20 protein-coding genes are annotated in these 20,923 nt (G+C 68.1%); 14 read left to right on the forward strand and 6 right to left on the reverse strand.

What is annotated here, in order from left to right; all coding sequences use genetic code 11:
- The first annotated feature begins 11 nt into the window (after window positions 1–11).
- Complete coding sequence (locus tag B9A95_RS17100; RefSeq protein WP_084048401.1) at window positions 12–719, forward strand: alpha/beta hydrolase family protein; 708 nt, start codon at window positions 12–14, stop codon at window positions 717–719.
- Here B9A95_RS17100 and B9A95_RS17105 read toward each other — a convergent pair.
- Window positions 688–1,851 carry an AI-2E family transporter gene (locus B9A95_RS17105; protein WP_084048402.1) on the reverse strand — a complete coding sequence of 388 codons (1,164 nt, stop codon included), beginning with the start codon at window positions 1,849–1,851 and terminating at the stop codon, window positions 688–690. The genes B9A95_RS17100 and B9A95_RS17105 overlap by 32 nt on opposite strands.
- Before the next feature lie 58 nt (window positions 1,852–1,909).
- On the opposite strand from B9A95_RS17105, the gene B9A95_RS17110 reads away from it, so the two are divergent.
- The 6 genes from B9A95_RS17110 to B9A95_RS17130 all read left to right on the forward strand — a co-directional run bounded on the left by B9A95_RS17110 (window position 1,910) and on the right by B9A95_RS17130 (window position 8,612).
- A complete protein-coding gene (locus B9A95_RS17110) occupies window positions 1,910–3,142 on the forward strand; it encodes a class I SAM-dependent RNA methyltransferase (RefSeq protein ID WP_084048403.1) in 1,233 nt (410 codons plus the stop codon).
- A gap of 284 nt (window positions 3,143–3,426) precedes the next feature.
- The gene (locus B9A95_RS33855) at window positions 3,427–3,570 is read left to right on the forward strand and encodes a hypothetical protein (protein ID WP_170928683.1); all 144 of its coding nucleotides are present in this window, start codon (window positions 3,427–3,429) and stop codon (window positions 3,568–3,570) included.
- A 157-nt stretch (window positions 3,571–3,727) separates the two neighbouring features.
- Entirely contained in the window at window positions 3,728–4,996 is a 1,269-nt protein-coding gene (locus tag B9A95_RS17115) for an NAD(P)/FAD-dependent oxidoreductase (protein WP_084048404.1), read from the forward strand.
- A 4-nt stretch (window positions 4,997–5,000) separates the two neighbouring features.
- On the forward strand, window positions 5,001–5,627 hold the full coding sequence (locus B9A95_RS17120; protein WP_084048405.1) for a VOC family protein: 627 nt from the start codon (window positions 5,001–5,003) through the stop codon (window positions 5,625–5,627).
- Window positions 5,628–6,567: 940 nt separating this feature from the next.
- Window positions 6,568–8,088, forward strand: a complete 1,521-nt coding sequence (locus B9A95_RS17125; RefSeq protein WP_084050791.1) for a S10 family peptidase — start codon at window positions 6,568–6,570, stop codon at window positions 8,086–8,088.
- Window positions 8,089–8,273: 185 nt separating this feature from the next.
- Window positions 8,274–8,612 (forward strand): hypothetical protein, encoded by a 339-nt coding sequence (locus tag B9A95_RS17130; protein ID WP_084048406.1) that lies wholly within the window; start codon window positions 8,274–8,276, stop codon window positions 8,610–8,612.
- A 105-nt stretch (window positions 8,613–8,717) separates the two neighbouring features.
- On the opposite strand, the gene B9A95_RS17135 is transcribed toward B9A95_RS17130, so the two are convergent.
- Window positions 8,718–10,682, reverse strand: a complete 1,965-nt coding sequence (locus B9A95_RS17135; RefSeq protein ID WP_084048407.1) for a DNA topoisomerase subunit B — start codon at window positions 10,680–10,682, stop codon at window positions 8,718–8,720.
- 237 nt (window positions 10,683–10,919) lie between these two features.
- On the opposite strand from B9A95_RS17135, the gene B9A95_RS17140 reads away from it, so the two are divergent.
- The 4 genes from B9A95_RS17140 to kynU all read left to right on the forward strand — a co-directional run bounded on the left by B9A95_RS17140 (window position 10,920) and on the right by kynU (window position 15,366).
- Entirely contained in the window at window positions 10,920–12,920 is a 2,001-nt protein-coding gene (locus tag B9A95_RS17140; RefSeq protein WP_084048408.1) for a vWA domain-containing protein, read from the forward strand.
- A 59-nt stretch (window positions 12,921–12,979) separates the two neighbouring features.
- Window positions 12,980–13,462, forward strand: coding sequence for a hypothetical protein (locus B9A95_RS17145; protein ID WP_084048409.1), 483 nt, complete (start codon window positions 12,980–12,982; stop codon window positions 13,460–13,462).
- Window positions 13,463–13,531: 69 nt separating this feature from the next.
- Window positions 13,532–14,173 (forward strand): cyclase family protein, encoded by a 642-nt coding sequence (locus tag B9A95_RS17150; protein WP_084050792.1) that lies wholly within the window; start codon window positions 13,532–13,534, stop codon window positions 14,171–14,173.
- A gap of 8 nt (window positions 14,174–14,181) precedes the next feature.
- The gene (gene kynU, locus B9A95_RS17155) at window positions 14,182–15,366 is read left to right on the forward strand and encodes a kynureninase (RefSeq protein WP_245808350.1); all 1,185 of its coding nucleotides are present in this window, start codon (window positions 14,182–14,184) and stop codon (window positions 15,364–15,366) included.
- Between the two features lie 515 nt (window positions 15,367–15,881).
- Here the strand turns inward: kynU and B9A95_RS17160 are convergent.
- Both B9A95_RS17160 and B9A95_RS17165 read right to left on the reverse strand, forming a co-directional pair.
- The gene (locus B9A95_RS17160) at window positions 15,882–16,346 is read right to left on the reverse strand and encodes an acyl-CoA thioesterase (protein WP_084048411.1); all 465 of its coding nucleotides are present in this window, start codon (window positions 16,344–16,346) and stop codon (window positions 15,882–15,884) included.
- On the reverse strand, window positions 16,343–16,684 hold the full coding sequence (locus B9A95_RS17165) for a 4a-hydroxytetrahydrobiopterin dehydratase (protein WP_084050793.1): 342 nt from the start codon (window positions 16,682–16,684) through the stop codon (window positions 16,343–16,345). Before B9A95_RS17165 ends, B9A95_RS17160 begins: the two co-directional genes overlap by 4 nt.
- A 128-nt stretch (window positions 16,685–16,812) precedes the next feature.
- On the opposite strand from B9A95_RS17165, the gene B9A95_RS17170 reads away from it, so the two are divergent.
- On the forward strand, window positions 16,813–17,853 hold the full coding sequence (locus B9A95_RS17170; protein WP_084048412.1) for an Ig-like domain-containing protein: 1,041 nt from the start codon (window positions 16,813–16,815) through the stop codon (window positions 17,851–17,853).
- A gap of 84 nt (window positions 17,854–17,937) precedes the next feature.
- Here the strand turns inward: B9A95_RS17170 and B9A95_RS17175 are convergent, their stop codons facing one another.
- Entirely contained in the window at window positions 17,938–18,246 is a 309-nt protein-coding gene (locus B9A95_RS17175) for a hypothetical protein (protein WP_139806844.1), read from the reverse strand.
- Window positions 18,247–18,446: 200 nt separating this feature from the next.
- Here B9A95_RS17175 and B9A95_RS17180 point away from each other — a divergent pair, with 200 nt between their 5' ends.
- Entirely contained in the window at window positions 18,447–19,523 is a 1,077-nt protein-coding gene (locus tag B9A95_RS17180; RefSeq protein WP_170928684.1) for a TIGR02452 family protein, read from the forward strand.
- Window positions 19,524–19,990: 467 nt separating this feature from the next.
- Here B9A95_RS17180 and B9A95_RS17185 read toward each other — a convergent pair whose 3' ends face one another.
- A complete protein-coding gene (locus tag B9A95_RS17185) occupies window positions 19,991–20,236 on the reverse strand; it encodes a hypothetical protein (protein ID WP_084048415.1) in 246 nt (81 codons plus the stop codon).
- 88 nt (window positions 20,237–20,324) lie between these two features.
- Between B9A95_RS17185 and B9A95_RS17190 the strand changes: the two genes are divergently transcribed.
- Window positions 20,325–20,834: a hypothetical protein gene (locus tag B9A95_RS17190; protein ID WP_084048416.1), complete on the forward strand. Its 510-nt coding sequence runs from the start codon at window positions 20,325–20,327 to the stop codon at window positions 20,832–20,834.
- The last annotated feature ends 89 nt before the right edge of the window (window positions 20,835–20,923 follow it).

Here is a 20,923-nt window from a genome sequence, read left to right on the forward strand (position 1 = left end):
GAGAAAAGGGCGTGGAAGTTCCAGGGTTGACCCTGCCACTGCTGGCCGACGCTGCGCCCCTCACGCTGCATCTGCCGGACGTGGCGTTGGGCGGCTACGGTTGGTGGCATTCCAAACCTGCCCCAGCTGCATTGCTGCTTCACGGTTGGGGGCAAGACGCCTCTGCGATGGCGCTGCCTGCCCAGGCGTTCCGGGCGGCAGGGTGGCACGCCGTCAGCCTGTCCATGCGCGGCTGGCGAGGATCATCGGGCTGCGACGACTATGGGCGAAGTGGCGTCCGGGACACCTGCCGGGCGCTCACGTGGCTGGCAGGGCAGCAGGGGGTCACAGACGTGTTGCTCCTGGGATTCAGTATGGGCGGCCTGATGGCCCTGCTGACGGCCTCGGTCCCGTCACCCGCGCGGGCGGTGGTGGCCGTGAGCGCGCCCACAGAGCTGCGCCGCGTCTACCAGACGACTTCCTTCGGAGGACTGCGCCGCTACTACGACGCGGTGCTCACGCCGGAGCAGTGGGTGGAGGGCTCGCCGCTTCACCATGCCCACAGGTTGACGGTTCCCGCCCTCGTCGTGGTGGGTCTGGAGGACCGCGTCTGTCCGCCTCAAGAGGGCCGGAGCTACGCCTCTGCGGCCCAGGCCCGCCTGCTGGAGGTGCCGGGGATGGCCCACCAGCCTTCGCCTTCAGCGTGGTTCAGGATTGTGGAGGCTTCTCTGATGCTGTAGGTGGTCCCTTCGGGTCCGCTTCCCGCCTGCCCACCTCACCCATCCACCGCTGCCCCTGATATGTGCGGCTGGTCAGCCAGTACTGTTGGCCCCAGCGTTGCAGCAGCAGGGCGATGGGCACGGCGAGCAGCGCACCGAGTGCGCCCGCGAGCCCCAGACCCACCAGCACCGCCACGAGCAGGGTGGCCGGATTGATCTTGGTGCTGCGGCCCATCACCACCGGGCCCAGGACGTTGCCGCCGATCTGGTTGAGCAGGAAGTACAGTCCAGCCACCAGGCCCAGCGTGGTGCTGCCCTGCGGAATGGCCTGCAGCAGCGGCGGCACGGTGGCGAGCACCATGCCCACGAAGGGCACCAGGTACAGCACCGCCGTGAGCAGGCCCAGCGCCAGCGCGTTGGGCACGTGCAGCGCCAGCAGGCCCAGCGCGGCGAGAATGCCCACGCCCACACTGACCAGCAGTTGCCCCCGGATAAAGCCGCCGAACGACACGCTGACGTCGCGTGAGAGCCGCTTCAGGGTAGGCTGCCAGTCGCGGGGAAAGACACCCAGCAGCCCGCGCCCCACCCGCTCGTAGTCCACGGCGAAGTACAGCGCCAGCGTCAACACGAAGCCCAGCTGCCCCAGCCATCCCAGGATTTTGCCCAGGAGGGAGGGCCCAGAGGACAGCACCTGGTCGAGCACGGGCCCCGCGTTCTTGGACAGGTCTTCGAGTTTGGTGTGCAGGAACTCGGCCAGGCGGTGCTGCAACTCGTTCGTGCCGCCGGTCCGGGGCTTTTGCAGGGCGTGGTCCAGCACCTCGGTCAGGCGGTCCGCGAGCACCGGCAGCCCGTACACGAAGCTCACCACCTGCGTCGCCAGCTGCCAGAACAGCAGCGCCAGCACGCCCACCAGCGTCAACGTGAGCAGCAGCACGCCCCAGCCCCGCCGCAGTCCCCGGCGTTCCAGGCCTTCCAGAACCGGATTGGCGAGGTAGGCCAGCGCGTACGCTGCCCCCACCATGCCCAGCACGCTCCCCAGTCGCCGCGCGAGCAGCGCCCCCAGCACCAGCAGCAGCAGGTACACGGGCAACCGGACCTGCGGTCTGCTCCACCAGGCTTCGAGCAGTTGCGGCACCGTCCGGGGTCTATTCACGTCGCCCTGACTCTAATACCAAATGCTCCCGCCCCACTCACGCTACCCTAAGCGGCGTATGTCTGACCCCCTGATCACGCTGGAAATCGAAAAACTTGTCGCCGGAGGACTGGGGCTGTCCCGGGACGGGTCCGGCGTGGTGCTCGTGCGCGGCGCGCTGCCCGGCGAGCGGGTGGTGGCCCGGGTGCGCGCGGGACGGGGGGTGCGTCAGGGCCTGACCCAGGAGGTGCTGCACCCCAGCCCGGACCGGGTGGACGCCCCGGACCTGCCCACCGCTGACCTCGCCCACGCCGCGTATCCCGCGCAGCTGGCCTACAAGCGCGGCTTCGTGGAAGAGGCCCTGACGCGCATCGCCAAGCTGCGCGCCCCGGTGGCCGAGACGGTGCCCAGCCCCCATGAGTGGCACTACCGCAACGCGGCGCAGTACCTCGTGACGCCCGGAGGTCTGGCCTACCGCGAGCGACGGGGGCACGGTCCCCTCGTCGTGGGGGAGGACCCCCTCGTGATGGAGGCGATCCGCACCCTGGTGGACCGGTTGGACCCGGAGCAGCTGGACCCCGCCACCGAGGTGGCCTTTCGCGCCAGCCGACTGACGGGCGAGGTGGTGGCAGCGGTGATCGGGGCTGGAGAACCGAAAGTCTTTCTGCGGGCCTCCGATCACCTGATGGACGCGGGCGTGGTGGGCGTGAGCCTCGCGCAACCCTCGGGCAAACGTTTCGGGGCGGGCGTGCGGCTCATTGCGGGCGAGTCCGAGATTCAGGAGCAGTTCGGGCGGGTGCAGGTGGGTGTGAGCGCCACTGGCTTCGCGCAGGTTAACCCGGAGGCGGCGGGGTTGGCGTACATCCGTGCAGCGGAACTGGCGGGCTCGGGGATGCACGCTGTGGACCTGTACGGCGGCTCGGGAGCCATCGGGCGGCACCTCGCGCCGAACTTCACCCGCGTCACCGTACTTGATTCTTCCCCCGAAGCGTTGTCGCGGGGCCGGCAGGCGGTGGCGGTCAGCGGCGAGCGCAACGTGAGCTACAGGCAGGGCGACGCTGCCCGCTTCAGCGAACTGGGCACCGACGTGATCGTGGTGGACCCGCCCCGAGCCGGCCTCGAACAGGAAGCCCGCGATCACATCCACGCCAGCACGGCGGACCGCCTCGTGTACGTCAGCTGTGACCCCGCCACCTGGGCGCGGGACGTGGGTGACCTGACCCGGCGCGGCTGGCGGCTGGGAGCGGTCCTGCCGCACGACTTCTACCCGCAGACCAGCCACGTCGAAGTGGTGAGCGTGCTGGACCGCTGAGGCCGGGCCTGCGGGCGCCAGTTCAGCTGACGGTGTTGCGCGGCAGGGGACCCGGGGCAGATCAGGCATGTTCCTGATCTGCCCCGGGTGCGGCGAGGAAGCTTTCCACCGTACCGTCTGCAGGGCCCGGCCATGCTGAGGCGGTCTGTTCCGCCTGTGGATTCGTCCACCCCCTCCGCTTCCGGCCTCTCTCTGCCCGTGGTCATTGCGGCCCACCGGAGAACGGGGACACCGCTTGCCGGAGCAGTCTCACGCGCGCCGCGCCCAATGGAAACCGGAGCCCGGTGACCACGGCCCTCTTCACGGGCGTGATGCCCACTGCTCTGGAGGCGCCGCCCCTCGCCCGCCATTTCGGCGGGGTATGTGTCCTGGTGCTGGACAGTCCCGACGATGTGCTGGAGCGGCGGCTCCTTTCCCGTCCCGCCTGACGCGCCTCCGGCGACGCAGCTTTCATCCGTGCACTGCAGCGCTGAACGGGCCCCTGCAACGCGCGGGGCGCGCACATTACCCATCTGGACATGTCCGCGTTGCCCCGGCAAGAGGTGGCCCCCCGTGTGCGGCGGTGGGCCCTGCTACCCTTCCCCCATGCTGGACATTCTGGTGGTGGGTTCGGGACTCGCAGGCCTGACGGCGGCGCGCGTGCTGACGCGGGCGGGGCGGCGGGTGCGGGTGCTGGAGGCGGCGGAGCACGTCGGTGGGCGCGTCACGTCGCGCGTGGTGGACGGCTTCACGCTGGATGCGGGGTACCAGGTGCTGTTCCCGGCCTATCCGGCGCTGCGCCGCAACGTGGACCTGGACGCGCTGGACCTCGTGCCCATTCCCTCAGGGGCAGCCGTTCGTTCTGGGTTCAACGTGGAGGTGCTGGGCGATCCCCTGCATGATCCGGGCAGCCTGCTGGGCACGTTGACCTCCCGTACGCTGGGTGTGGGCGACAAACTGCGCCTCGCGCGGCTGGTGGCCCGGCTGAAATTGCCCGCACCCCACACGCTGCTGCACGGTCCCGACGAGACCACCGAGAACTACCTGCGGCGCCAGGGCTTCAGCACCCGCGCCGTCGACAGCTTCTTCCGGCCCTTTTTCGGCGGCGTGTTCCTGCGGCGGGACCTGCACACCAGCGCGCGGCTGTTTCGCTACTACCTCCGAATGCTGGTGGACGGCGGCGCAGCCCTGCCCCGGGGTGGGGTGGGGGAGGTGACGGCCCAGCTTGCGGGGGGAACGGACGTGACCACCGGCATCCGTGTGACCCGCCTCGTGCCTCAGGAGGGGGGCGGGGCGGTCACCGCCGTTACCACGGCGGGCGAGATCGAGGCCCGGGGCGTGATCGTCGCCACCGATCCCGACGCGGCGGGGCAACTGACTGGCGAGGCCCTCTCGCGGGGCAGCCTGGGCAGCACATACCTGTATTACGCTTCCTCCCACCCGCTGGACACGCAGCCACGCCTGCTGCTCCGTCCCAGTGCAGGACTGATCAACAATGCCCAGTGGATCAGCAACGTTATTCCAGAACGCGCGCCGGAAGGTCAGCATCTCCTCGCCGTGTCGGTGCTGGAGCTGCCGGGCGAGGACGACGCTGCGCTGGACGCCGCCGTGCGCGCCGAGTTGTCGGGGTGGTATGGGGACGGCGTGCGGAACCTACGGACGCTGGCTGTGGAGCGCATTGCCCACGCCCAGTTTCTGCAGCCGCCCGAGTTCTCCACCACCCTGGCTGGACACGCCACCGGGCTGCCCAGCGTGCTGATCGCCTCGGAGGTCACGTCCATGAGCAGCGTGCAGGGCGCAATGGAAAGCGGTGAGAAGGCCGCGGCCATCCTGCTCGGGGACCTCGCGGGCATGAGCCGTCCCCGGGGAGCGTGACGCCGTGAACGCCAGCGCCCTCGATCACCTCGTCATCGCTGCCCGCACGCTGGAGGAGGGCCGCACGTGGCTCGAAGGCCGCCTCGGCGTGCCCCTCCAGCGTGGGGGCGAGCACAGGACCTTCGGCACCCACAACGCCCTGCTCTCGCTGGGGCCAGGCGCCTACCTGGAGGTCATCGCCATCAACTCCAGCACGCCTGCACCGCAGCGGCCCCGCTGGTTCGGGCTGGACACGCCGGAGATGCGTAGACGGCTGGAAGGCGGCCCAGCGCTGACGCACTGGGTGGCGCGCCTCTCCACCCTGGCGGGGTTGGACCTCGCCCCCTTTGGGGAGGCGCTAGACCTTACACGGGATGAGAACCGCTGGACGCTGACGGTGCCCGTAGACGGCTCGCTGCCGGTGGAGGGCGTGCAGCCCAGCCTGATCGTCTGGCACACGCCGCCCCCGCCCACGCGCTTGCCGGACGCTGGGGTGCGCCTCGTCCGCCTGACCCTGGGTACCCCCGAACCGGACGCGCTGCGCGGTCTGCTGGACCGCCTGAATATCAAGGGCGAGGTGGAGGTGGAGGAGGGTCCCCACCCCGAACTCTCGGCCCTGCTGGAAACGCCGGGGGGGTTGGTGACGCTCTGACGGGACGCCTGGCTTCTGGCCGGTGTGTACCGCGGTGTACGTCACCCTCGCGCCCCGCGTTACCCCTCCGGCCTCCCACCGCGCTGGGGCGGGGTCGGTGGACCCGGAGGCAGCGTGGCCCACGCTTGTGCCCAAGCTGCTTCTCGGCCTGGTCCTCGCAGGCGCGGTGCTCTCCGACGTGCGGGGGCCATTGCCGCTCGCATCGGCGCTTCTGGGGGCAGGTTGGATGACTGCAAAGCGCCGTCCCTGCCACGGCCCGCTCCACGTCACCCCGCTGGAACGCCGCGTGGCCGGCTCGCCCGCTTCTTGCCCTGCTCCCTCAACGCCAGCCTCGCGCACGACGCCCTGCTGTGGCGGCGAGAGCGCAGGTGTTCTCCGCCTACCTGAGAACGGGCCGTACGGCGTAGATCTGGCTGCACGTCTTTTCTGAGATTCCGCTGCGCCCGGGCGTTCACGCTGCCCTTGCTCCGCATGGCGATGCGGCCTGGGCCGCGTTGCTCACGGGAGCGGCCGTGCTGTTTACCCTGCGGCTGCTGGCATTGGCCCGCCGCCCTGTGCACTTTCCGGTGTACGGGACGCAAGGGCGGCTGTTTCTGAATCTCGGTCTGATACGCTTTCCGGATCATCTGTTCGGTCTCCGCTGCGGCGCAGCGTTGCACGTGCGCTCGGGTTGGCCCGTGACTTCATTACGGATGAACCGGAATCCACACGATGTGGTCCGGCAGCGTTTTCCTGGCAAGCCTGGTGGGAAGCCGCCACTGAGGTCACCCGCCTCGCCCCTCTGACTCCGCCCAATTTCACGCTGTCGTTTTGGGATGTGGTGACCCTGCGCGGTCCATCTGGCCTGAGTCGGCAGGGCCAGCGCTTCTCGCTGTTCGTGGACAATTCTGCGGCCCTGCGAAAGTGCCTGGCCGGGTCTGCGTGTCACGATAGAACGCAGATGCCCGAACACGACGAGAAGTCAGTCGGTCCCAACGTGGACCTTCAGGTGAGGCTGCCGGGAAACGACAGGCGGGAGGACGACAGGCCCCGCGACGCGGTGGCTGTGACCCACCACCGCATCAAGGTGAAGGGGCAGGAACTCGCCTACACGGTCACGGCGGGCACGCTGGTGCTGTCGGAAGAAGCCCAGGCCAAAGAGGGCCAGTCCGAGGGCCTCAAGCCCCGCGCCCAGGTCTTTTTCGTCGCCTACGCCCTGAACGGTGTGGAAGATTCCCACGCCCGCCCCGTCACCTTCTCCTTCAACGGGGGTCCCGGCAGCAGCTCGGTGTGGCTGCACCTCGGCCTGCTCGGCCCCCGCCGCGCCGTGATGGGCGACGCGGGCGCCTTGACTGGACCGCCCTATGACCTCACCGACAATGAATTCACGCTCCTGACCCACTCGGACCTGGTGTTTATCGATCCCGTGAGCACCGGCTACTCGCGGACAGTGGAGGGTGAGAAACCTGGCGACTTTCACGGATTCGGCAAGGACATCGAGTCGGTGGGCGACTTTATCCGGCTGTGGACCAGCCGGGCTGGGCGCTGGCTCAGCCCCAAGTTCCTGATCGGCGAGAGCTACGGCACGACGCGCGCGGCGGGGCTCAGCGGTTTCTTGCAGGAGCGGCACGGCATGTTTTTGAACGGCATCATGCTGGTCAGTTCCATCCTCGACTTCTCCACGGTGGACTTCACGCCCGGCCATGACCTGCCCTATATCGTCCACCTGCCCACCGCCGCCGCGACGGCCTGGTATCACGGCAAGCGGGGCAAGGAACGCACGCTCCCCGAGGTCCTGCAGGAGGCCGAAGCCTTTGCCGACGGAGACTATGCGCGTGCCCTGCACCTCGGTGCTCGCCTGCCGGAGGAGGAGCGGCAGGGGGTGGCCGAGCGGTACGCGGCGATGACCGGGCTGGATGTGCGTTTCGTTCTCCGCAACGATCTGCGGGTCACGCTCGCGCGGTTCTGCAAGGAACTGCTGCGTGACGAGGGCCGCATGGTGGGTCGCCTCGACAGCCGTTTTACGGGCATAGACCGCGACTCGGGCGGCGAGCATCCCGAGTATGACCCCAGCATGAGCGCCATTCGCGGGCCGTACACGGCGGCCATGAACCATTACGTGCGCGCAGAACTGGGCTTCGCGTCAGATCTGCCCTATGAGATCCTGACCTCACGCGTCCGGCCCTGGAGTTACAAGGAATTCGAGAACAAGCACGTGCGCGTGTCGGGTACCCTGCGCAAGGCCATGCACGAGAACCCGCACCTGAAGATTTTTGTGGCGTCGGGCTACTACGACTTCGCCACGCCGTATCACGCCACCCGGCACACGCTGGACCACCTTCAGCTTGACCCCAGCCTGCGCGGCAACCTGCGCGAAGGCTTTTACGAGGCCGGGCACATGATGTATGTGGACCGGCCCAGCCTGGAGGCGCAGGCGGCGGACCTGCGCGAGTTTGTGACGTGGGCGGCGGGGCGGGAGTAAAGTTCTGCGCCAGATGACGGATGTGCAGCCCAGTTCCGTTCATGACAATGGGCCAGGATTGCTGAGCTGACAGGGTTCCAGCCGCGGACCGTGCGCGCGCCGGTGCTGCTGCACGGCAGGCACCGGCGCGACTTCGTGAAGGTCTGGCGGCAGGCCAGGCGGGACAGTCTGGCGATGAGGAAAAGATGCAGTCGGTGGAGAACTTGTTGCTGCGCGTCCCCTCCTTCGCGCGCAACTGCCCGACGGGGATGTGCGGACATCTCGGGTCGGGCGGCCCCCCCCATCCTCAAGCCGCCGAAGTTCCGGCCCTGGAGGAACTCCAAGCCCAGGTGGACATTTACCTGGAGGCGCTGGCGCGGGGTTTTGTCCGATGTGCAGGACAGCGGGGCGGAGCCCAAAATCTACGCGTCCGGCAGGCACGACTGGATCGGCGCGATGCTGAAACACGCCGTGATGCGTCCTCCATTCGCCACGAATTTCAGTTGCGCGAACTCCGGGAAGCGCAGGAGGTCGCACCGGTTTAGGGCAGTTGTCAAAAAGAAGTCCTCACTCTGACACACGCTCTAAAGCGCCCTCAACGAAAAACCCGCCCCAATTCCGGGACGGGCCTTTTCTCTACTTGACGGGCTTTACACGCTGATCTCGGCAAAGCGGGCGTTTTCCTGAATAAACAGCTTGCGCGGCGCGACTTCGCTGCCCATCAGGTTCTCAAAGACCTCGTTCGCCACGATCAGGTCTTCCACCTGCACGCGCTTCAGCGCCCGCGTCTCGGGGTTCATGGTGGTGTCCCACAGCTGGTCGGCGTTCATCTCGCCCAGTCCCTTGAAGCGCTGAATCTCGTACTTCTTGCCTTCCTTGTTCGCTCGGGCCACGTGCATCTTGAGTTCTTCTTCGGTATACAGGTACGTGCCCTTCTTCTCGCGGCCCACCATGATGCGGTACAGGGGCGGCTGCGCGATGTAGAGGTATCCGGCCTCCACGACGGGACGCATGTAGCGGTAGAAGAACGTCAGCAGCAGCGTGGCGATGTGCCCACCGTCCATGTCCGCGTCGGTCATGATGATGACCTTGTGGTAACGGAGGTTGGAGAGGTCGAAGTGCATCCGGTCCCCGGTTCCCTCCACACCCGCGCCGATGGCCCCGATCAGGGCGCGAATCTCGGCATTCTTGAGTATCTTGTTCAGCTCGGACTTCTCGACGTTCAGGATCTTGCCCCGCAGGGGCAAGATGGCCTGGAAACGGCGCTCACGGCCACCCTTGGCGCTGCCCCCTGCCGAGATCCCCTCCACGATAAACAGCTCGGACTCGGCTGGGTCCTGCGAGGAGCAGTCGGCCAGTTTACCGGGCAGGTCATCGTTTTCCAGCGGGTTGGAGCGGCGGACGATATCGCGGGCCTTGCGGGCGGCTTCGCGGGCACGGGCAGCCTCAGCGGCCTTTTCCACGATGGTCTTGCCGATCTTGGGGTTCTCTTCGAGGAATTCGGCGAACTTCTCGCCCACAATGGCGTTCACAGCCGTCTGGGCCTCGCTGTTGAGCAGCTTGACCTTCGCCTGCGACTCGAACTGGGGCTCGCCGAGCTTGACCGACACCACGCAGTAGATGCCTTCGAGCAGGTCGTCGCCGCTGGGCACCGGGTTACCGGACTTGATCATGTTCTTGTCGCGCGCGTACTTGTTCAGGATGCGCGTGTAGGCGGTCTTGAAGCCGGTCAGCGGCGTGCCACCGTCGCGGGTGCGGATCATGTTGGCGTAGGTCAGGATGTTGTCGCTGGCGTAGGTGTTGGCGTGGATAAACGCCACCTCCACCTCCACGTCGCTGTGCGAGCCGCGCATCACGATGGGCTGGTCGTACAGCAGCTTGGTGGCGTCGGTGATCAGCGCGCGCGCGAAGTTGGCGATGCCGCCCTCCTCGTGAAACACTTCCTCACGCACTTCGCCTGCGTGCAGCTCGGTCCGCTCGTCACGCACGACGATTTTCAGGCCCGTCAGATACGCCAGTTCGCGCAGGCGGCCCCGGATGCGGTCGTAGTTGAAGAGGTTCTCGAACTCGTTGAACACACCCGGATCGGGGTGGAAGGAGACCCTCGTGGACCAGCGCACGTCGGCAGGCGTGTCGCCAAGCACTTCCAGCGGCGTGGTCACCTCGCCTTTCTCGAAGCGGATGTGGTGCAGCTGACCGCCCTTGTTCACCGTGACGTCGAGATAGGAGGACAGCGCGTTCACCACGCTGGAGCCGACGCCGTGCAGGCCGCCGGACACCTTGTACGCGCCGCCGCCGAACTTGCCGCCCGCGTGAAGCTCGGTGAAAATCACCTCAATGGCAGGGCGGTTCTCACTTTTCATCATGTCGACGGGAATGCCGCGCCCGTTGTCGGTCACGGTGGCCGAGCCGTCGGCGTGCATAATCACGTGAACCTCGTCGGCAAAGCCGCCCAGGCCCTCGTCAATGGCGTTGTCGATAATTTCGGTAAGCAGCTGGTGGTAGCCGTCAATGCCGGTGCCGCCCTGCACATACATGCCGGGGCGTTTGCGAACCGCTTCCAGTCCCTTGAGGATCGAGATGGAGCTGGCGTCGTATTCATGGGTCTGGGTCATGGTCCTCCTGCTGGGCCCCAGGTGGGGCATTCGCTTTGCATGATTTCGGAAAAATGGGCGCTACGAGCGCCTCCGAAGGTCCTTTTAGTATACAGGAGAAGATGAAACGGGTCAAATAAATTACGCCTATGGCGTAATCCCGGGGGAAGACTTGGCTCGGCTGGATGGAGCGGTTTGGAGCCAGGAGCGCACCACCCCTTCACGGCCTCTTATCTGGGCGGGCACAATGGGAGCCGAATGCGCCGCGCCGCCCTGCTCCTCCCCGCCCTCTTGACTCTGGGCTCCAGCGTCCACGCCGGAGCGCCGGTTCAGGTGGGCCGGACGGTCCCCACGGTGGTGCTTGAGCGGTTGCCGCCCCGGCCCGCCTACCCGGCGGTCGCCGCCGGGTGTGCCCTGCCCCCGGGACCGCTGCCCACCCGCACCCGCGCGGTCTTTGTGCTGGACACCAGCGGCTCCATGCGGGGTGTCGGCGGGCACCCGAACATCTTCGGGCGGGTGCGGGAGGCGGTGGACCGCTACGTCCACTCCGCGAAGCCGGACCGGGTGGACCTGGTCACCTTCGATACGGGTCCACGCGCCGCGCGGCACTACGTCTTTCCGGAGGACGCTGCCCGCTGGCGTGCGGAACTGGGTGGCCTGCGCGCCGACGGGCAGAACACCTACCTCTACCGCAGCGTGGAGGGGGCGCTGGCGCCCCTGGACGGAGCGGGAGAGTACATCACCACGGTCTTTGTCCTGACCGACGGGATTGACAACGATCCGGAGGCGCGCTACACGGCCCGCCGGGCGCTGGCGGCCTTTCGGGCCCGTGGTGGGCTGGACACCCTGCACTACGTGGCGCTGGGGGCCGCGATTCCTCGCGCTGCCCAGACCGCGCTGCGGGGGAGCGGCTACGCAGCGGGCATGACGCTGCCCGCCGGCGAGGCGCCCGATCTGGCCGCGCTGGCGACGACGTGGCCGGTGACGGAGGTGACCGCCGGGCGCTCCGTTCGGGTGCCGCTGCCTGACGGCACGCCAGTCACGCTAACGGTGCGGGGAAGGGGTGTTCGGCTGGTGGGTGCGAAGGTGGAGGGTGGCGCGGTGCGGCTGGCGGGAGGCGCGGACCTGCCTGCTGGGACCCCCGCCCTGCTGTGCGCTCCGCCGGGGGCGCCCGGAGGACTTCCCCGCCGGGTGCCCCTGGCCCTGAAGCTGGGCCGTCCCCCCGCGCTCGTCTGGCTCAACCCGGGAGCGGACCGGACCCTCGCACCCGGCGAGAGCGTGACCCTGCGCTACCGGCTGCCCGCCGCCACGCCTCCCGTGACGCTGGCCCTGCCGCCCGGCGTGCAGGGCCAGGTGCTGCGCCTGCCCGGTGGCCGCGAGCTCGCCGTCCGCTTCGCGAACAGTGGTCTGGGCCAGGGGCAGCGTGTCCAGCCCAGCCTGACCTTTCCCCACGCCTCTCCGTTGCTGCTGCCAGCGGTGGAGGGGCCGGGGGCGGCCACCGGGGCGGGGACCGACGCTCCAGGCGCACTTCTCGGCAAGATCGCTCTGGTACCGGCCCTGATCGCCGGAGGACTGCTGAGCCTCGCACTGGGGGCCTGGGCGCTGCTGTCGCGCCGCCGTACCCGGCGGGAGGCGGAGACGCAGCCTCCGGCCACCCTGCCCACCGTGGAGGGCCTGACCTACAGCGAGGACCGTACGCTGGCGGTGGTGGGGGCGGGCGGTCTGGAGACGGCGGTGGACTTTCCCCTGGGCGGCCCCTTCGATCTGGGGCAGCAGGCGCGCGTGCCGCACCTCAGCGGCCTGCGGCTGCAGCAGGGCCGGGACGGCCTGCGCGTGCTGAAAATGCCTGAGGACCTGGAGGTCAGCCTGGGCACCCGGTTGCTAACGGAGGGCGACGTAATCCGCCCCGGCAGCCTGTTGGGCGTGGCCGTCGCCCGCCCAGCCCGCGCTCCGCACCCGCCGCTGGGCTCGCTCGTCGGCCTGGGACTGCCGCTGCGCCTGCGCGCCGATGGCGTGACCCTGCACATGACCGGTCCCTACGGCGAACACGCGCTGACCCTGCGCCCCGGTATCACAGACCTGGGAGGGGCGTTTGGGGCCTCGGCGCTGCACGGCCTCCAGGTCACGCCCAGCGGTCCACACGTCCTGCTCGCCAGCCTGCCGGACGGCCTGACCCTGCGCCGCACCACCGACGCGGCGGAGCTGCGCCCGGGGACCTACCTCCCGCCCGAAGCGTGGCTGGAGCTGGGCGAGGGTTGAGGACGGAGGACAGGCGTATCTGACGCCTGTCCCCGCTTCCCCGCGTTACGCTGGCCTCCATGGAGCTTCTCCGCCTCATTCACGGCTACCAGTTCGGCAGCGGCCTGGCCTTCTTGTTTCCCACGCCCTACGCGCTGTCCACGCTGGTGCTGCTGGTCTGGAGCCTGGGTCCGGCCATCAAGGGCGAGGTGCGCTTCGGCTTTCTGGTGTGGCTGCGGCTGACCTGGGCGCTCACGCTGATTCCCGCCGTCACGGGCCTCATTCTGGCGGTGGGGGGTGAAAAAGTGCCCAGCGCGACGAACGTGGGCGGCGGCCTCAGCAAGTACGGCCTGCCCGTGGACCCCAGCCGCGACTGGGAACACTGGATGTATTCGGCGCTGTGCCTGCTGACCCTGTACATCACCGAGGTGCTCGTCAAGGGCCGCCTGGTTCCCCACCGCCCAGGCCTGCGCTTTTTGCCCGTTGCCACGCTGTTTCTGTACGGTTGCGCGTATATGATCGGGCGCGTGGCGGTGTTTCCGGGAAGTACGCCGGGAACTTGAAGGAGCCTTCAGCCCTCGGCAGGCCGGGTTTGCTGACGGCCGAAAGCTGACCGCTCTATGCTTCTGCCCATGATCGACATTTCCAGGGCCCTGACGCCCGGACATCCCAACTGGCCGGGAGACCTGGCCTTTCGGGTGGAGCCGGGGATGCGAATCGCGGCGGGCGACAGCGTGAATACGGGTGAACTCCGCACCAGCACCCACACCGGCACCCATGTGGACGCGCCGTGGCACTACGACGACGCGGGCGCGCGGCTGGGCGAGGTGGGGCTGGACCCGTACGTGGGCCGCTGCCGGGTGCTGACGGTGCAGGCCGAGGACGGTCTGGTTTCGGCGAGGGCGCTGGACGATCTGCCCGGAGCTCTGCCCGCCCGCCTGCTGTTGCACACCGGTCAGCCCGCGCGCTGGGCCACCTTTCCGGAAGACTTCGCCGCCCTGCACCCGGACCTCGTGCGCGAACTGGCGCGGCGTGGAGTGCAGCTCATTGGAACCGACAGCCCCAGCGTGGACCCACTGACGAGCAAGACGCTCGGCGCTCACCACGCTTGCCGGGAGGCGGGAGTGCTGATTCTGGAGGGTCTGAACCTCAGCGCTGTACCAGACGGCGAGTACGATCTCGTCTGCTTGCCCTTGCCCTTGACTGATGTAGACGGTGCGCCTGCCCGCGCGGTCCTGTTTCCAGCGGGTACCCTGCCTGGAGCGGACGCATGAGGCGAGACATGTTTGCCATCCCTCCCGGCATCTACATGGACGGCAACAGCCTCGGCCTGATGCCGCACGCCGCGCGTGAGGCGGTACTGCGCCGCCTGGACGACTGGCAGCGCGACGCGGTGGGCGGCTGGGACGCCTGGTTCAACCTCGCCGAAAGCCTCTCGCCCTCCATGGCGCGGCTGGTGGGGGCCCGTCCCCACGAGGTCATCGCCACCGGGAGCATCACGGCCAACCTCCACGCGCTGCTCGCCACGCTTTACCGCCCGGAAGGCCCGTCTTCTGAGAAAGGGCGGCGTCACCTCGTCGCCACCTCGCTCGATTTCCCCTCCGACGTGTACGCCCTTCAGAGTTGGGCGGAGCGTGAGGGAGCCGAGGTGCGCCTCATTCCCAGTCGTGATGGACATACCCTGCACGCGGATGACATTCTGACCGCCCTCGCGGACGACGTGGCCGTGGCCGTGCTGCCCACCGTGCTGTACCGCAGCGGTCAGCTGTTGGACGTGGAGGGCCTCACCCGCGCCGCCCACGAGCGGGGTGTGCTGATCGGCTGGGACGCCGCCCACAGCGTCGGCAGCGTGCCCCACGCCCTGCACGACGCGGGCGCAGACTTCGCCGTGTGGTGCCACTACAAATACGTGAATGCGGGTCCCGGCGCGCCGGGTGGCCTCTTCCTGCACGAGCGGCACCACGGCCAGGCACCGGGGTTGCGCGGCTGGTGGGGCCACGCCAAGGACACCCAGTTCGAGATGGCGCACCACTTCCGGCCAGCGGCAGGGGCAGGGGCGTACCAGCTTGGCACGCCGCCCATCCTCGCGCTGGCGGGGCTGGAGGGGGCGCTGGCCGTCTTCGATTCGGTCACGATGGAGGAGGTGCGGGCCCGCAGCCTGGAACTGACCTCGCGCCTGATGGCGCTGGCGGAGGCGCACCTGCCCGAGATGCAGGTGGTCACGCCCCACGATCCCGCCTGCCGTGGCGGGCACGTGGCCCTCGCGCACCCGGAGGCGCAGGCCCTCAGCGTGGCGCTCCGCGCACGCGGCATCGTTCCCGATTTCCGCCAGCCTGACATCCTGCGCCTCGCGCCCGTCGCGCTGTACAACACCGAGGCCGAGGTAGAGGAGACGGTGGGCGCGCTGCGCGAACTGCTCCGCACGGGAGCACACCGGGAGGTGGGAGCGGCGGGACTGGTGACGTAGGGGAGAGCGGGCGCGGCGCTGGGGCATGGACGGAACGCTGCTCGGCTTCGCCGTGTTCTCCCTGCTGCTGACGGTGACGCCGGGCGGGAGCGGGTACGGCCCTCCGCGCGCACCCCACTGGTGAGAGGCCGTCCGGCGGGCTTCAGGGCGCTGCTGGGGGTGCCCTGCGGGCTGCTGTTTCGCGCGGCCCTGAGGGCCCTGGGCCTCAGCGGTATCCTCACCCGCAACGCCGCCGGTACGAGGGGGTAAAGCGCGCGGGCGCGGCGTCCCTGCTGTATCTGGGCGGGCGTGCCCTGCTGAAAGCGCGTCATACGGCCTGGGCTTCCCACGAGGTGGCCGCCCCGCGCCTGGGCTCTGCAGCGGCCCTCCTCTCCCTCACGGCGCTGCCCCTGTTCGTGCCTGCAGGCGAGGGGGAAGCCTCGCGAGCCCTGGAGCTGGCCCTGAGTCACTTCCCGTGGGCGTGGTGTGGCTGGGCACGCCGGTGCTGCTGATCGGCGCGTTGGCCCCGCGCCCCTTCAGAACCCGAATGCCTCTTGCACTTCCCTCGGCGCGCGCTTGGGCCGGCCCGTCACCGGGTCCACCCACACCCACTCGGTCTGGCATTCGGCCAGCCGCTCGCCGTCGCTGCTCTCCCCGGCGTCGCGGTCCAGCGTGTAGGCGCGGATGCTGCGCACGCCCACGCTGACGGTCAGGGCGGTGCGGACGCGGATACAGTCTCCCAACAGGGCGGGGCGGTGGTAGGTGATGATGTGCTGGCGGGCGACGGGCACGGCTCCTAGCTTCACGAGGGTGCCGGTACCCATGCCCTCGCGCAGGGCGTGGGCGCGGGCCACCTGCTCGCACCACGCCAGGTACACCTGGTTGTTGACGTGGTTGAGGTCGTCAAGGTCTGTGGCCTGAACGGTCACGACCATTTCGTGCTTGCGCCGCTCCGGCAGGCTGCTCCACAGCACGTCGGCATCGGGAATGGTGAGTTTCAAGCGTTGCCCGCTCCGTTTTGCTCGTCCCACAGCCGGTTCACGGCCTGCGCACCCTCAATGTCGCGCCCGGTCACGCCGCCCGCGTCGTGGGTAAAATAGTTCAGGCGTACCCGGCGGTAGTACAGGTGGATGTCGGGGTGGTGGCCCTGTTCCTCAGCCAGCGCCGCCACGCGCACAGCGAAGTCCACGCCCGCCTGGTAGGTCTCGAACTTGAAGTCGCGGTACAGCTTGCCGTCGTCGCCCCACCAGCCCTCGGGCTTGAGGTCATGCACGTCGCCGTCGGTCAGCTTGCGGTCCGGATCGTAGGCCATGCGGGGGTCATAGGGGTGGTAACTCATGCGGCCCATGCTACGGGACAAGCGCCTGGGCAAAGGGGAGGGTGGGACGGGGTGCAGCCGGGGATGTGAGGAGGATGACGGGGCCCGGGCTTGTCTCCTCACGGAGGTGGTCTTTAAGGTGAGGTGCGATGAAAAGGCTCCCCCTTCTGCTTGCTCCGGCCCTGCTTCTCGCCGCATGTAACGGTGATCCTGCTCCTGGCACGGGGGGAACCACGCCCGGAACCGGAGGTGACACCACCCCACCCACCGTCAGCTTGCAGGCCGCGCCGCAGGGCCTCACTGCCACGGGCAGCGTCACGCTGCAGGCCACTGTTGCCGACAACGTGGCGGTGTCGGGCGTCACCTTCTACCGAGGCAGCCTCAAGCTGGGCGAGGACTCCACCGCTCCCTACGGGTGGACCGACACAGTGGGAGCCGGAGAAAACGGCACCGTGACCTACCGCGCTGTGGCCCGCGACACAGCGGGCAACCAGGCCGAGGCGCAGGCGAGCGTCGCGGTGAATGTGGTTGTTTCGCAGCCAGCCGGTGTTCCGGTGAGCGGAGGGGTGCTGGAGGGTGATCTCAACGCCCAGACCCTCACCCTCGACACGCGGGCCTGGACAGGCGGCGCAGGGAATGTGGTGGCGGTGCTGGGCACCGTGGGTGGTCAGACCACTTCCGAACTCCTGCGGACGGCGCTGGGCGCAGACGGAAGCTTCAGCCTCACGCTGCCTCCCGCGCCGCCCACGGACCGGCTGACGCAGGCGTTTGGCGGAAACGCGGTGCTGCTGCCCGGGTGCAGCGGTCCCCTTACCGTCAGTGACCCGGCGGCCCGGAGCGCCACCCTCAGCCTCCAGGTCAGCGCCACCAAGTCGGGGACCATTCAGCCGCTGACCGTCAGCGTGAGCCGCAACGACCTCGGCGTGCCCGTGGGCCTGACGGCGGTGTCGGGCTCCTACGTGTACGTGGACCGCCCTGTGAACGTGACCGGCACCCAGAACTGTACAAACGCCGGGGGGCTTACCAGCGTAAATGTGAACTGGACGCTTGCCAGCGGCTGGAACAAGGTCAGCGCCACGTTGGCGGGCACCATTGCGGGCACTGGGCTCACGGGTACAGCCTCCCTGCGCAGTGGCAGCTTCCCGAACAACTGGGTGTATTCAACAGCTCCGGCAGTGCTGTCACCCTGAGCCTCCAGCCCTTCTCGCGCTGAGCGTGTCCCCAACTTCAGCCCGCCCCATCTGGCATGGGGGCGGGCTGTGCTCTCACGCCGGTCAGAAGTTGTGTTCGCCCGTCACGCCCCCGTCCTCGCTGTCCCCCATACCCTTCTCGCGCTGTTCCTCCTGTTCCGCGCGCGCGAGGGCCGGGTGGGCCGGTGCAGCGTCTCCCCCTTCCGCTCCGCCCCGCTCGGCGGTTATCAGGGTGCCGCCCGTGGTACGGCTCTCCTCGGCGGTAGCGGGCGGATCACCGGCAGCGGAAATCCCGTCCACGCTTCCGGCTCCGGTCGGTGTTCCGGCCGTCTCCGGCGTGTCCTGGGTGATGCCGTGCAGGCCGCCCGTCGCTGTCATTCCGTCTTCTGGCATGGCGACAGCGTAGACGGCCTCGGCGGGTCTGGACCAGGGTTGGGCTAGGGGGCCGCGTCTCCCTGCGCCCACACTTGCAATTCCTATTCCGTCCACAACAGAACGAGGTGCGCTGAGCATGGCGGGTGCCTGGAGCTGCCGCGCAACACGTCCGCAAGGGAACCGGATCCGGGGTCCTGCCTCCAATGCGGGAGCAGTGCGTGGCCCTGCGTGACGCCCATCCGGATTTCCTCTTGCTGTTTCAAAACAGCGAGACAGCGTTCAGAACAAAAACTGGATCCCCTGCCCAAGCGCCTACCCGGGATGGGCCGCTCTTGCAGTTCCGGAATGTGCTGAAATTGCAGGAGGCGCAGCGGCGCAAGCCGGCGGGTACGGGTCATCCTCGTCATTCCCGCGCCGCGGGCAGTTCCAGCTTCCTGCCCTGGAAGGAGCGGTATGACGCAAAGCAGCCGCACGCAACGTCAGAAACGCACACAAGATGTGCTGGCGCTCCTGGAAGCCGGGCAGTACACCCGAGGAGGGAAACCCTTTCTCTGGAACTGGACGCGCTGATCCGCAGCACGCGCGTCTTGCAGGGTGCTCCATCCATAGGGCGTGGTCCCGAACGGCCCTGGCCGAAGTTGTCGGTGATGGATGCGACGAGCTCGCAGGCAGTCCACCGGGCACCGTCAGGCACGCGAGTAACTGTCCTGAACTTTGCTTCCGGCACGCGCGTCGGCGGGGACTTCCTGACCGGCAGTCTCGCGCAGGAGGAGGACCTGTGCCGGACGTCGACGCTGTTCGCGTCGTTGTCGTGCGGTGCGGCACGGCCGTTTTATGAAGCGGGCCGTGCGGCGGACGCCATGGGGGCGCATGCAGCTCTGCTTTCCCCTGACGTTTTCTTCTTCCTGGATGACGGCGGTCAGCCGATCATTCCGAGGCGAGCGAACGTCATCAGTTGTGCCGCGCCGAACCTGCGGGAATTTCCGGGAGACCAGGGGCGGCAGCGTCAGGCGGGGGAGCTCATTCGCACCCGCACCCACCTGGTGTTGCGCGCCGCTGGGGAGCTTGAAACAGATCACCTGATTCTCGGCGCGTGGGGCTGTGGGGTGTTTGGCAATGACCCAGGTGTCGTTGCTCCGGCCATGCTCTTCGCTCTGCGCGAGCATCTGCATCGGCACGACAGCACTCTCTCAGAAGTCACGTTCGCTATTCCTGAGCCGCGGCCTGGTGGGCCGGACAACCTCACGACATTCCTCGAAGCGGTGTTAGAACATGGCGGCCGAGCTCGGGAGTGAACCCTGGAACGAGAAAGACTCTTTTGGGGCATGTGCCGAAAAGAGTTCCCCTTTTGACCGAGCCCGGCGAGCGAACTGGAATGGGCATGGGGGAGAATGGCGCCGGGAGGGTGACATACACGCGCGGCGCCATTCTGACAAATGCTCTAAACCCCCTGCACCCCACCTGGCCCACCCTTGGGCCCGTGCCTGAGCGCATCAACACCTCCCACGTCGGTACACCCTCACCCACCAACTTCCCCACCGCCTCCAGAGCCGCCCAGTTGTCCGGCAGGGTGATCACTGGAGGCGGTGCCATCTGTGCCTTCAGCGACTCGACCTGGCGATGTACCGATTGGTCGCCCCCGAGGAAGAAGACCTGCCCTTCCCGCGCAGTCAGCCCGACAGCGGCACGCAGCCAGCGCCTGAATGAAAGGGGGCGGGTGCAGGCCCGCCCCACAGGTGAATTTATGGTAATAGAACTGGTTCTAAAACAATATATAGATCAAAACAATGAGTGGCCCTATGAGTCCAAGAAAGGCACTCTTCCAAGTCTGCTTGCCTACCATTGCAAGGGAAATATCTATGCCGACACTCAGCCCAAAGCCAACGATGAGCAATATCAAAGCAAGTGTAGCAAAGCGAGGAACCAGGAAGTAAAGCATCAACCCACTCAATGACAAGACGTGACCCACGATGCGTGCAGGGGTCATGAACTGGTTAAACCCGGTCATCTTCCGAATGTACTGAGGGTGGCATGACTGCCGTAGCACAAACCCCTGTTGTTCAGCCCCTGGTCCCCGAGGAACGCAACGACCGGGCGTGGCGCCGCTTGAAGCCGTGATTGGGGACGGACTGCGCGTGTTCGGGAAGACCAGCGCGGCCCTGACGGAGATTTGGGACCGGCGCCTGTACCGCGCTACCTTTGAGACCTTCGGCGCCTCCCTCGAAGCCCGTTGGGGCTTCACCCGGCAGCGCGCCAGCCAACTGATCACGGGCGCGCGAGTCGCGGGAGCGGAAAAGCGCGGACCATTGCGGCGCTGGACCCTGAGCCGCAACAAGTTCATCCACGCGGCTGCCGGGAGCGAGAAGCCGACCACGAGCCAGATCAAGGCCGTGGCGGAAGCGGTGCAGCAGATCGGCGCTGCGGGTGTCGTGGAGCACCCGGCCTCCCGGGAACGGGTGCCATTCCAGGACCTGCCCGCAGGGCGATTATCCGCGGGAACGTCAGACACTGACGCGTATGAGCGGGTGCAGCGGCAGGAGGATCACATCGACGCGGGCCGGATGAACGGCAACGGCAGCGTAAAGGAGGGTGGACGGACTGGATGACCAGCCACGCCGCGCAGCTTCCCGGGGGGCAGTGCCTTCAGATCACCGCCATGCTTGATCCGAGCGGGAATGTGCGCGGCGCAGCGGGC

Source organism: Deinococcus hopiensis KR-140 (genome assembly GCF_900176165.1).
Taxonomy (GTDB): domain Bacteria; phylum Deinococcota; class Deinococci; order Deinococcales; family Deinococcaceae; genus Deinococcus; species Deinococcus hopiensis.